This window comes from Streptomyces sp. NPDC002324 (genome assembly GCF_053593335.1).
This window is the reverse complement of sequence record NZ_JBSFCF010000001.1, coordinates 558,677-571,596: the sequence shown is the minus strand read 5'-3', so window position 1 is coordinate 571,596 and position 12,920 is coordinate 558,677. Positions and strand designations below refer to the sequence as shown.

The 12,920-nt window shown below is 71.5% G+C and carries 7 protein-coding genes; 5 read left to right on the top strand and 2 right to left on the bottom strand.

What is annotated here, in order from left to right:
- Nucleotides 1-35: 35 nt before the first annotated feature.
- From ACWCRJ_RS02400 to ACWCRJ_RS02380, 5 genes are all read left to right on the top strand, one after another.
- Complete coding sequence (locus ACWCRJ_RS02400; RefSeq protein ID WP_450937479.1) at nt 36-548, top strand: S8 family serine peptidase; 513 nt, start codon at nt 36-38, stop codon at nt 546-548.
- 563 nt (nt 549-1,111) lie between these two features.
- Nucleotides 1,112-2,494 carry an alpha-amylase gene (locus ACWCRJ_RS02395; protein WP_450937478.1) on the top strand — a complete coding sequence of 461 codons (1,383 nt, stop codon included), beginning with the start codon at nt 1,112-1,114 and terminating at the stop codon, nt 2,492-2,494.
- 113 nt (nt 2,495-2,607) lie between these two features.
- Nucleotides 2,608-8,058, top strand: coding sequence for a pullulanase-type alpha-1,6-glucosidase (pulA, locus tag ACWCRJ_RS02390; RefSeq protein WP_450937477.1), 5,451 nt, complete (start codon nt 2,608-2,610; stop codon nt 8,056-8,058).
- A gap of 83 nt (nt 8,059-8,141) precedes the next feature.
- Nucleotides 8,142-9,749, top strand: a complete 1,608-nt coding sequence (locus ACWCRJ_RS02385; RefSeq protein ID WP_450937597.1) for a SpoIIE family protein phosphatase — start codon at nt 8,142-8,144, stop codon at nt 9,747-9,749.
- Nucleotides 9,750-9,753: 4 nt separating this feature from the next.
- Nucleotides 9,754-10,104, top strand: a complete 351-nt coding sequence (locus ACWCRJ_RS02380) for a 5-carboxymethyl-2-hydroxymuconate Delta-isomerase (protein ID WP_028796928.1) — start codon at nt 9,754-9,756, stop codon at nt 10,102-10,104.
- A 46-nt stretch (nt 10,105-10,150) separates the two neighbouring features.
- On the opposite strand, the gene ACWCRJ_RS02375 is transcribed toward ACWCRJ_RS02380, so the two are convergent.
- Nucleotides 10,151-10,843 (bottom strand): TetR/AcrR family transcriptional regulator, encoded by a 693-nt coding sequence (locus ACWCRJ_RS02375; RefSeq protein ID WP_450937476.1) that lies wholly within the window; start codon nt 10,841-10,843, stop codon nt 10,151-10,153.
- A 71-nt stretch (nt 10,844-10,914) separates the two neighbouring features.
- A complete protein-coding gene (locus ACWCRJ_RS02370; RefSeq protein WP_450937475.1) occupies nt 10,915-12,885 on the bottom strand; it encodes a hypothetical protein in 1,971 nt (656 codons plus the stop codon).
- Between the last annotated feature and the right edge of the window lie 35 nt (nt 12,886-12,920).

Genomic DNA, 12,920 nt, shown 5'->3' with positions numbered 1-12,920 from the left:
GTATGAAGGCAGGGATCCCCTGCGAAGAACAAGGGATGGCCCAGCCCGCGCCCTCCGGTGTCCGTGACCACGGGCTGGAGGCGGCCCTCGACCATGCCGCCGACCGGGGCGTGATCCTGGTGGTAGCCGCCGGGAACCAGGGCCGGGTGGGCTCCTCCGTCCTCACCGACCACCCGTGGGTCGTCCCGGTGACCGCCTACGACCGTGCCGGGCACCCCATGCCCCGGTCCAATCTGGCCGCGTCCATCGGCCGCCACGGACTCGGCGCCCCAGGCGACCGTATTCCGGGCCCGGGGCCCGACGGCCGCCCCTTCCTCCTGAGCGGCACGAGCGCCGCCGCACCCTTCGTCACCGGTGCCTTCGCCCTGCTCCGCTCGGCCTTTCCGCGGGCCACCCCGGAGGCCGTACACTACGCCGTCACCCACGGCCCGGGCCCACGGCGTTCGGTGACCCCTCCCTTGCTGGACGCGTGGGCCGCGTACACGGCACTGCGCGACGCGGGTGGCGTCCGGAGCAGGTGCCACCGAGCCGCCGGTCCCGGCTCCTAGGCCGTCAGCCACTCACCCCCGACGCACTCGCCCGCACCCCCGCCCGGAACCGCGACTGCGCCCCGAACGCGTGGAACGCACCCCGGACTCGGCGGCGCCGGTGCCGGACATCTCGCCGAGGCCCGCGCGATCGCCCCCGTGGCGGTGCAGAACCACGCCCACGCCGACAGGCGCGACGGCGCGGCCCGCCTGTCCGCCTGCGAGGAGGCGGGCATCGCCCACGTCCCGTTCCTCCCGCTCGGCGGCGGCCTCGCCGACCTCACGGGCCGGCGCATCACCAAGGTAGCGCGACGCCACCGCGCCATGGTCCCCCGGATCGCCCCGGTCCGGCCGCGCGCCGCCTCCCCCCCGTCCCGCAGCACCGCCTCAACACCCCACCCCGTGAGGAGATTTCGAGCGCGTGAAGAAGGCGTGTCCCGAGGGTTGACCGTGCGTCAAGTGGACTCGTACCTTCCTGACGGTTGAAAGTTTTCAGCCATCTTGCAGCAAGATCCGGCAACTGATCTTGCGCGAGTTCCGGCTCGCCCCCCTCTGGACCCCTTCAACGGAGAAGGACCCCACACATGACCAGCAGAACCCTCGCCGGCGCGCTCGCTCTCGCGGCGGGCGCGTCGGTCGCGCTCGCCGTGCCCGCCGGGAGCGCGTACGCGTCGCCGCCCGGGACCAAGGACGTGACCGCCGTCCTGTTCGAGTGGAACTTCGCCTCCGTCGCCAGGGAGTGCACCACCACCCTCGGGCCCAACGGCTACGGATACGTCCAGGTCTCCCCGCCCGCCGAGCACATACAGGGCTCGCAGTGGTGGACGTCGTACCAGCCGGTCAGCTACCGGATCGCCGGACGGCTCGGAGACGCCACCGCCTTCCGGAACATGGTCGACACGTGCCACGCGGCCGGCGTCAAGGTCGTCGTCGACACCGTCGTCAACCACATGTCGGCCGGGAGCGGCACCGGTACCGGCGGCTCCTCGTACACGAAGTACGACTACCCCGGCCTCTACTCCTCCTTCGACTTCGACGACTGCACCGCCACCATCAGCGACTACACCAGCCGCGCCAACGTCCAGAACTGCGAACTCGTCACCCTCGCCGACCTGGACACCGGTGAGGAGTACGTCCGGTCGGCCATCGCCGCGTACATGAACAGCCTGCTCGGACACGGGGTGGACGGGTTCCGGATCGACGCCGCGAAGCACATCCCGGCCGCCGATCTCGCGAACATCAAGTCGCGGCTCGGCAACCCGTCCGTGTACTGGAAACAGGAGGCGATCTACGGCTCCGGCGAGGCCGTGCAGCCGAGCGAGTACACCGGCAACGGGGATGTGCAGGAGTTCCGGTACGCCTTCGACCTCAAGCGGGTCTTCAACAACGAGAACCTCGCCTACCTCAAGAACTACGGCGAGGGCTGGGGCTACCTGAACGGCTCCGTCGCCGGCGTCTTCGTCGACAACCACGACACCGAGCGCAACGGCTCCACCCTCAGCTACAAGGACAACGCCACCTACACCCTCGCCAACGTCTTCATGCTGGCGTACCCGTACGGCGCACCCGACATCAACTCCGGCTACGAGTTCTCCTCCACCGACGCCGGGCCCCCGGACAACGGTCGCGTCGACGCCTGCTGGCAGAACGGCTGGAAGTGCCAGCACGCCTGGCCGGAGATCATGCGCATGGTCGCCTTCCGCAACGCCACCCGCGGCGAGGCCGTAACCGACTGGTGGGACAACGGCGGTGACGCGATCGCCTTCGGGCGCGGCAGCAAGGGCTTCGTGGCCATCAACCACGAGTCGAACAGCCTCGGCCGTACATACCAGACCTCCCTCGCGGCCGGCACGTACTGCAACGTGCAGAACAACACGACGGTGACCGTCGACGGCTCGGGCCGGTTCACCGCGACCCTCGGCTCCCACACGGCCCTCGCGCTCTACGCGGGCAAGTCCGCCTGCTGACCGGCTTGTAAGGCCTTACCGTTACTTTCAAGCCTCTTGCTGAAACGCTTTCGGCGGCGATACGGTCGCGCGGGGTCGGACCCACCAGAGCCGTCATCGCAAGGAGTCCATCCGTGATACCGAGATGGCCGGCGCCGTCCAGGCGCCGAACCACCCACACCGGACGGGCCGCGGCGGTCGGCGCGGTCACCGTGACCGCGCTGACCGCGGCGCTCGTCCAGCCCCTCGCGGCCGGGGCCGCGCCCGCGCCCGCGCCTCCGTCGGACGCGAAGCTGGCGAAGACCGCCGCCCGTCACGAACTCACCCGCGAGCAGTTCTACTTCGTCCTGCCGGACCGTTTCGCCAACGGTGACGGGGCGAACGACAAGGGCGGTCTGACCGGCTCGCGCCTCGCCACCGGCTACGACCCCACCGACAAGGGCTTCTACCAGGGCGGCGACCTCAAGGGCATCACCCGGCGGCTCGACTACATCAAGGGCCTGGGCACCACCTCCATCTGGCTGGCCCCGATCTTCAAGAACCAGCCCGTGCAGGGCACCGGCGAGAACGCCTCCGCCGGCTACCACGGCTACTGGATCACCGACTTCACCCAGGTCGACCCGCACTTCGGCACCAACGAGGATCTGGAGACCCTGATCTCCAAGGCCCACGCCAAGGGCATGAAGGTCTTCTTCGACGTCATCACCAACCACACCGCCGATGTCATCGACAACGAGGAGAAGTCCTACGACTACCTCTCCAAGGGTGCCTTCCCCTACCTGACCAAGGACGGGAAGCCCTTCGACGACGCCGACCACGCGGCCGGGGACACCGGCTTCCCGCCCGTAGACCGGGACTCCTTCCCCCGCACCCCCGTGGTCCCCGCCGCGAAGAAGAACACCAAGGTCCCCTCCTGGCTCAACGACCCGACGATGTACCACAACCGGGGCGACTCCACCTGGGCCGGCGAGTCCGCCACCCACGGCGACTTCGTCGGGCTGGACGACCTGTGGACCGAGCGCCCCGAGGTCGTCTCCGGCATGGAGAAGATCTACGAGAAGTGGGTGCGGGACTTCCGGATCGACGGCTTCCGGATCGACACCGTGAAACACGTCGACATGGGGTTCTGGACGCAGTGGGCCACCGCGCTCGACGCGTACGCCGCGAGGAAGGGCCGCGACGACTTCTTCATGTTCGGCGAGGTCTACTCCGCCGACACGTCCGTGACCTCCCCGTACGTCACTCAGGGGCGTCTGGACTCCACCCTCGACTTCCCCTTCCAGGACGCGGCGCGCTCGTACGCCTCCCAGGGCGGCAGCGCCAAGAAGCTCGCCGCGGTGTTCGGGGACGACTACAAGTACACGACCGACAAGGCCAACGCGTACGAACAGGTCACCTTCCTCGGCAACCACGACATGGGGCGCATCGGGACCTTCCTGAAGCAGGACGACCCCGAGGCCTCCGACGCCGAACTGCTCGCCAAGGACAGGCTCGCCAACGAGCTGATGTTCCTCGGCCGGGGCAACCCGGTCGTCTACTACGGCGACGAACAGGGCTTCACCGGCGCGGGCGGTGACAAGGACGCCCGCCAGACCATGTTCGCCTCGAAGACCGCCGACTACCTGGACGACGACCAGCTCGGCACGGACCGCACCCACGCCACGGACGCGTACGACACCGGAGCACCGCTCTACCGCCAGATCAGTGCTCTCGCCAAGCTCCGCAAGGCCCACCCGGCCCTGGCCGACGGCGTGCAGACCGAGCGGTACGCGGCCGACGGGGCGGGCGTCTACGCCTTCTCGCGGACCGACGCCCGGACCGGTACCGAGTACGTCGTCGCCTTCAACAACGCCGACCACGCCGAGGAGGCCACCTTCGCCACCGGCTCGGCCCGCATGACCTTCCAGGGCATCCACGGCACCGACGGCAAGGTGACGAGCGGGACGGACAAGAAGGTCACCGTCACCGTCCCGGCCCGCTCGGCGATCGTCCTCAAGGCCGCCGGCCCCCTCGCGAAACCCGCCACCAAGCCGTCCCTCACGCTCGTCGCCCCGGCCGCCGGTGCCACCGGCACGGTCGAGATCGGTGCCGATGTCGACGGTGGACAGCTCAACCGCGTCGTCTTCGCCGCCCAGGTCGGTAACGGCAAGTGGAAGACGCTGGGTTCCGCCGACCACGCCCCCCACAAGGTCACTCAGACCCTCGGGGAAAAGGTTCCGGCCGGGACGGCCCTGCGGTACAAAGCGGTGGTGATCGACCGAACCGGACGTACGGCGAGCGCCACCGCGACCTCCACCACGGGCACCCCGCCCGCCCCCGAGGTCCCCACCGCCTCCTCGCGCGACCACGCGATCGTCCACTACAGGCGCGCCGACGGCGACTACACCGACTGGCGGCTCTACGCCTGGGGCGACATCGCCGAGGGTGAGGGGACCACCTGGCCCGACGGCCATGACTTCATCGGGCGGGACGCGTATGGCGCCTTCGCGTACGTCAAGCTCAAGCCGGGTGCCACCCGTGTCAACTACCTGGTCATCGACAAGGACGGCACCAAGGACGTCTCCGCCGACCGCTCGATCGACGTGACGAGGACGGGTGAGATCTGGGTCGAGCAGGGCAAGGAGGCGGTCCTGACCGAGAGGCCCGACCTGCCGGCCCCGGACCCCTCCAAGGCCGTCCTCCACCACCACCGCGCCGACGGGAAGTACGACGGCTGGGGCCTGCACGTCTGGTCCGGCGCCGCGCACCCCACCGACTGGTCGAAGCCCCTGGAGCCGGTACGGACCGACGCCTACGGCGCCGTCTACGAGGTGCCGCTCACGGAGGGCGCGACCAGCCTCAGCTACATCATCCACAAGGGCGACGAGAAGGACCTCCCCACCGACCAGGCCCTGGACCTCAAGGCCACCGGCCATGAGGCGTGGCTGCTGAGCGGGCAGGAGAAGTACCTCCTCCCGCAGCCCGCGGGCAGCGCCGCCGCCCTCGACCTGACCACCTCCAAGGCGGTCTGGATCGACCGGAACACCATCGCCTGGAACGGCAACGACACCGCGGCCTCCACCCAGCTGCTGTACTCCCGCACCGGCTCCATCACGGCGAAGGACGGCGCTCTCACCAGCACCGACGAGCGGTGGCTGCGCCTGACCAAGTCGGCCCTCACCGACGCCCAGAAGGCGAGGTTCCCGCACCTGAAGTCGTACACCGCGTGGACCGTCGACCCGCGCGACCGCGACCGGGTCCGTGAGGCCCTGCGGGGCCAGCCGGTCGCCTCCCAGCGGGCGGCTGGGGGTACCTCCCAGGCGTTCAGCTCTGGGGGAGGGGCGGTACTCGCGGCGACTGGCGTCCAGCTCGCCGGCGTGCTCGACGACCTCTACGACGGATCGGCCGCCGACCTCGGCCCGACGTTCCGCAAGGGCCGTCCGACACTCGCCGTCTGGGCGCCCACGGCCCAGTCCGTGGAGCTCGAACTCGACGGGAGGACCCTCCCCATGAGGCGGGACGACGCCACCGGCGTCTGGTCCGTCACCGGCGCGAAGTCCTGGAAGAACAAGCCCTACCGGTACGTCGTGAAGGTGTGGGCGCCCAGCGTCCGGAAGATCGTCACCAACAAGGTCACCGACCCGTACTCCGTCGCCCTCACCGCCGACTCCGAGCGCAGCCTCGTCGTCGACCTGGCGGACAGGTCCCTGGCACCGAGCGGCTGGTCGTCGTACACCAAGCCCAAGGCCGTACCGCTGAAGGACGCGCGCATCCAGGAGCTGCACGTCCGGGACTTCTCCGTCGACGACAAGGCCGTGCCGGCGAAGGACCGGGGCACCTACCTCGCCTTCACCGACAAGGGCGGCGACGGCGCGAAGCACCTGCGGAAGCTGGCGGCGGCGGGCACCTCGTACGTGCACCTCCTCCCCGTCGCCGACATCGCCACCATCCCGGAGCGGAAGGCCGACCAGGCGACCGTCGACTGCGACCTCGGCTCCCACGCCCCCGACTCCGACCAGCAGCAGGAGTGCGTGGCGAAGGCCGCCGCGAAGGACGCCTTCAACTGGGGCTACGACCCCTACCACTACACGGTCCCGGAGGGCTCGTACGCGACCGACCCGGACGGCACCCGCCGCACGGTCGAGTTCCGGAAGATGGTGAAGGCGCTAAACGCCGACGGCCTCGGGGTCGTGCTGGACGTGGTCTACAACCACACCCCGGCGAGCGGCCAGGCCGACAGGAGCGTCCTCGACAAGGTCGTCCCCGGCTACTACCACCGCCTTCTCGCCGACGGTTCGGTCGCCACCTCCACCTGCTGCGCCAACACCGCACCCGAGAACACCATGATGGGCAAGCTCGTCGTCGACTCGATCGTCACCTGGGCCAGGGAGTACAAGGTCGACGGATTCCGCTTCGACCTCATGGGCCACCACCCGAAGGCCAACATCCTGGCCGTCCGCAAGGCCCTCGACGCGCTGACCCTCAAGAAGGACGGCGTCGACGGGAAGAAGATCATCCTCTACGGGGAGGGCTGGAACTTCGGCGAGGTCGCCGACGACGCGCGCTTCGTCCAGGCCACGCAGAAGAACATGGCCGGGACGGGCGTCGCGACCTTCTCCGACCGGGCCCGTGACGCCGTGCGCGGCGGCGGCCCCTTCGACGAGGACCCCGGCGTCCAGGGCTTCGCCTCCGGCCTGTGGACCGAACCCAACTCCTCGGACGCGAACGGCACTCCGGCCGAGCAGAAGGCGCGGCTGCTGCACTATCAGGACCTCATCAAGGTCGGGCTGAGCGGCAACCTGGCGAACTACCGGTTCACCGACAGCGGCGGCAAGGAGGTCAAGGGCTCCGAGGTCGACTACAACGGGGCCCCCGCCGGCTACGCGGACGCCCCCGGCGACGCCCTCGCCTATGTCGACGCCCACGACAACGAGTCCCTGTTCGACGCCTTGGCGTTCAAGCTGCCGAAGTCGACGAGTCCGGCGGACCGCGCCCGGATGCAGGTCCTCGCCCTGGCGACCGCCGCCCTCTCCCAGGGCCCGGCGCTCTCCCAGGCCGGCACCGACCTGCTGCGGTCCAAGTCCCTCGACCGCAACTCCTACGACAGCGGCGACTGGTTCAACGCGATCCACTGGGACTGCCGGGACGGCAACGGCTTCGGGCGCGGACTGCCGCTCGCGGCCGACAACCGGTCCAAGTGGTCCTACGCCAAGCCCCTGTTGACTGCCGTCGAGGTCGGCTGCGAGCAGATCGAGGGGGCCTCGGCGGCCTACCGGGACCTGCTGCGGATCCGTACCACGGAGGATGTGTTCTCCCTCGGCACGACCGGGCAGGTCCAGTCGAAGATGTCCTTCCCGCTGTCGGGGAAGGACGAGACCCCGGGCGTGATCACCATGGAACTCGGCGACCTCGTCGTCGTCTTCAACGCCACTCCCGAGGTGCGGAAGCAGACCGTGGACGGCCTGGCCGGGACGGGGTACGCCCTGCATCGCGTGCAGGCGGCGGGCGCGGACTCTACCGTCCGGACCTCGTCGTACGAAGCCGAATCGGGGACGTTCGTCGTTCCGGGGCGGACCGTGGCGGTATTCGCACGATCCGGCCGCTAGAACGCTAGCTTGGGTGGTGCGGGGGGTGAGAGGACCGCCCGCACCACCCGAGCTTCAGCGACGACGAGAGCCTCATGAGCCCGATGGCCGACGGAGCACACAGCACGGTGCTGGTGGTCGACGACGCGCCCGCCGGCCGGTACGCGATGGGCGCGGTCCTGCGCCGGGCCGGGCACCGTGTGGTCCCCGTCGCCACCGCCGGCGAGGCGCTCGCCGAACTCGACCTGCGGCTGCGCTCGGGCGCCCTGCCCGACGTGGCCCTCGTCGACGTCGGCCTCCCCGACATGAGCGGCTTCGAACTCTGCCGCCGGCTCAAGGCACGACCCCCGACGGCCGCCCTGCCCGTCGTCCACTTCTCCGCCGCGTCCGTCGCCCCCGGCGACCGCTGCCGGGGCCTGGACGCGGGCGGCGAGGCCTATCTGACGGTCCCCGCCGAGCCGGAGGAGATCCAGGCGGTCGTCCGCGCGGCCGTGCGCGGCGCCCGGATGCGCAACGACGCCGAGGCCCTCGTCCGCCGGCTCACCCTGCTGTCCGAGACCATCGTCGACGTCCAGGCCGCCCGCACCCTCGAAGAACTCGCCGCTGCCGCCGCCGAAGGGGCCGCCCGGCTCACCCGGTCACCCGCAGCCGTGTTCGTGCTCGGCGAGGACGGCCACCTCTACAGCGGCACCTCCCGGGCCAGGGCCCGCACCACGCTCCCCGACTCGGGCGCGCACGAGGCCGTGGCCCGGCTCATCCGCCGTGTCACCGACGGCGCCCCCGGGACCGCCGACACCGTGGTCCCCGCACCCCTGTGGCCGGCCGGTTTCTTCCGGCCCGGCGTCACCGAGGACGCCCGGCTGGTCCTGGCCCGCACCGAGAGCGGCACGCCCGTCTGCGTAGCCACCCCCGTACGCGGCACCCCCGGGACAGCCGCCGGCACCACCGGCCTGGTCGGCCGCCTCGCCCAGGCCACCGCCCTGGCCGCCCAGCCCCTGCTCATGTACCAGGTCGAGCGCCATGTCGCGCTCACCCTCCAGCACAGCTTCCTGCCCAAGCGGGTACCCGAGTTCCCCGGCCTCGACGTGGTCGTGCGGTATGTGCCCGCGTCCCACGAGACCGAGATCGGCGGCGACTTCTACGCGGCCCTGTCCACCCCCGGCGGTGTCCTCACCGCCGTCGGCGACGTCGTCGGGCACTCCCTGGACGCGGCCACCGTGATGGTCGAGATCCGGCACGCCCTGCGCGCCTACTGCGTGGAGGAGTCCGACCCCGCGGCACTCGCCCGGCGGCTGGACCGGATGCTCCAGCACTACCATCCCGACGTCACCGCCACGGTCTGTCTCGCCCTCGTCGAGCCGGACACCGGGCGCGTGCGGGTCGCCAACGCGGGTCACATCCCGCCGCTGATCGTCCGCGACTCCGGAGAGGCCGCGTACGTGAAGGCCGCCGGGCCGCTCCTCGGACTCGGACTCGACCGGCCCGCGCCCACGGAGACGACGCTGTGGCCGGCCGACCGGCTGCTCATGGTCACCGACGGGCTCGTCGAGACCAGAGGCATCGATCTCTCGCTCTCCCTGGAGCAGTTGCGGGCCGCCGCGGCCGACGCCCCGGACGGAACGGTGGCGCTGTGCGACACGTTGCTGCACTGTTTCGGGCGGGACCGGGAGGACGACATCGCCCTGCTGGCGTTGCGGCTGCGGTTAGGGTGACCTCATGCCGCAGATCACTGTTGACTACTCCGCCGTTCTCTCCGAGGGCTTCGACCGGCCCGCGTTCGCCAGGGCCCTGCACGAGGAGGTCGTGCGCACCGCCGCCGCGAAACCGGAGGCGTGCAAGACGCAGTTCCGGGCGACCGAGGACACGGTCGTCGGCCCCGACACCGACGGGCACGCGATCGTGCATGTCACGCTCGGCCTGCTCGCGGGACGGACCGACGCCACGAAGGTGACGCTGACCGAGAACGTGCTGGAGCTGCTGCGGAAGTTCGTGCAGGTGGGGGAGGGGCTGGCGCTGCACGCGTCGGCGGAGGTCCGGGACCTCGACCCCTCGTACCGGAAGTTCTAGACCCGGTCTCCCCGGAGGCGGAGGGCCAGGACCCGTCCGCAAGGGCCTAGGGACGTCCGAGAGCCACGAGGCGCCCCGCCAGATCGCTGAACGGGCCGTCCTGCGGCTCGGCGGCGAGTATCCCGCGGAGGAGGGCCGCCATCTCCTCGTCCTGGGCCGCGCTCACCGCCGCCAGGGCCGCGAAGTCGTGGACGAGCTGGACCTCCAGCTCCTGCCTGGGAATGCGGCGCCCGTCCAACCAGAGGAGGGCCGTGGACTCGGCGAGGGAGATCCAGGAGCGGATGACCAGTTCGAGCCGCGCGGGTGCGGCGTCGACGTCGAGGTGCGAAAGAATCTGGACATAGGCGGCCTGGCGCACACCGTCGACGAGGGCGTTCGTGCGGGACGATCCTACGGCCGGACCGCCACGCAACAGAGCCGAGAAACCGGGTCCGTGCTCGTCGACGAAGTCGAAGAACCGGTGGGTGACACGAAGCAGCCGGGCGCCGAGCGGACCCTCCCGGGGTTCCACGAAGCGGTGCGCGAGATCGTCGGACGCACGCGTCAACGCGGCCTCGTACAGGCTGAGTTTGCCCGGGAAGTAGTGATAGACGAGCGGGCGTGAGATACCCGCGGCCGACGCGATCTCGTCCAGGGAGACCTCGTCGGGCGAGCGCCGGCTGAACAGTTCGAGGGCCACCCCGATCAACTGCTGCCGCCGCTCCTCCACACCCATCCTGCGGCGCGCACCGGTTCGCATACGAACACTCTACCGATTGATTCCAGCCCGCCATGGGCGGGATCGTGTCAGGGCGTTCGACGCGCGGGCGCTCACCGGGCGGGCTGCAGCCCGCTGATCTCCCGGCCGTTCGCCAGCGTGCCCTTCAACTCGGCCCGTACACCGTCCCCGGCCGGTACGGCGAGGAGGTTGCCCGGCGCCGAACCGCTCACCCCACCGCTCAGTTCGACGGAGACGGTGTCCCTGCCACCGGCGGCGAGCAGATACGAGTCGCCGGTCGCGGACTTCCAGGGACCGGCCGCGAGGACGTGCGGGTCGGCCGGGCCACAGGCCGGAACCTCGTCGGCGGCGGCCGTGACGTACGCGCCGGCCGGGGTGTCGAACTGGGTCATCGCCCGGGTTCCCGCGCCCCGCCAGGTCTCGGTGCGGGTGCACACCCAGTCGGCCGTGCCGCTGCCGTCGGGCAGCGGCTGACGGGCGAACCGCCAGGCGTTCACGGTCCGCACACCCTGCGACCGCACGGCGGCCAGGGAGCAGGCGAAGGGCGCCCAGACCGCCGGAGCGGCGGACGCGTCACGCCTGGTCGAGGCGGCCGACGGCCGCCCGATCGTGAGGTGCGCCGGCGTCACCTCCAGCAGATCGGTCAGCAGCCGCGTACCCCCCGAGGCATCGGTGAGCCGCAGCACGTCCCACGACCGGCACTCCCCGGTCCGCACCGCCGGACTCGCGAACGGCGCCGTCGTCCCGTCCTTCGCCAGCGCGAGCGTACGCACCCGGGCGCCGGGCCTCGCCAGATCCCGTACGGCCGCCTCACGCACCCAAGGGGCCGTCAGATAGCGGACGTTGCCGTCGGACCGGCCGAGGACCAGGGCGCTCGCGCCGGCGCCGGTCGCCCCGTCGGCCCGGGTCAGGTCGAGGGCGGCCGTGCCCGGGTCGTCGAGCGGCTCGGCGTACCGGGCGATCCGCAGACCGTCGTGCAGCAGGACGACCCGGAGGTTGTCGACCTCGCCCGCGTACAGCAGCTGCGGCGGGCCGGGCGGGGGCCCGGCCTGGGTGCCGAGGGTGACCGAGACCTGCACGGACTCGCCGGGGCGGGCCCAGACCGCGAGGGCGCGCCGCAGCAGGGCTCTGTCCTTGACGAGATCGCCGCGCGCGGGCCAGGTGGTGAAGTCGGTGCGCCCCGTCGCCCGCCACGCCGTGGCCGTCGCCGTCGTCAGCTGCCCCGGGTCGAGGGCCGCCTGGGCCGCCGGGTTCCGCGCGTACGGGGGCGCCGCCGCGCCGTCGGGTCCCCAGCTCTCACCGGGCAGCCCGAGCAGCGCCGCGCTCACGACCACGGCGGCCGCCGCGGCCAGCGCCGCCCTCGTGTGCTGGCGGCGGCGCATCAGATCGGTGGGGCGGGCCTGCAGCGAACAGGGGTCGTACTCCGGGGAGGAGAGCAGCGCGTACTGCTGCGCCGGCACCGAGTCGGCCTCCTTCAGCGCGGCGGCCGGGGCGTCGACGCCCGCCTCCTCCAGGAGCGATGTGATCACCGGGTCGGGGAGCCGCTCCAGGCCCCGCAGGACGTAGGCGGCGCGCCCCGGCGAGGAGAGCGCCGACAGCCGCTGGTCCAGGGCCAGCTCGTCGGCGCCTCCGGAGCGGGGGAACAGCCGCAGGCCCCACACCCGCGGCAGCAGGGGCGGCAGTTGGGACCGCTTCGGCCACGCCATCCGCCGCAGAGGGAGGCCCGCCTCCAGGGCGGTGCGGACGACCTGGAGCCGGACGAAGGCGTACCCGGGGTCGCGCTCCCGGCCGGCGCCCGTCGCCTGCGCCGTCGTCCGCCCCGTCGCCTGTGCCGGGATGAGCGACGTCGACGTGCGGCTCCTCGGCAGGGCCCGCTGGGCCAGCGCGTGTGCCGTCAGCACCCGGCGGTTGCGGCCCAGGCTCGGCGGCAACGTCAGATAGGCCAGCCGGACCAGACGCGGATAGTGCTCGACGAGCGCGGCCTCCGCCTGCTCGACGTCCACGACCGACTCCTGGGCGCGGGACGTTGCGGGGCGGCGTGGGGCGACATCCTGTGACTGCACGTTCAGCAGAACGAGCGAATGGTCGGATGGTCACC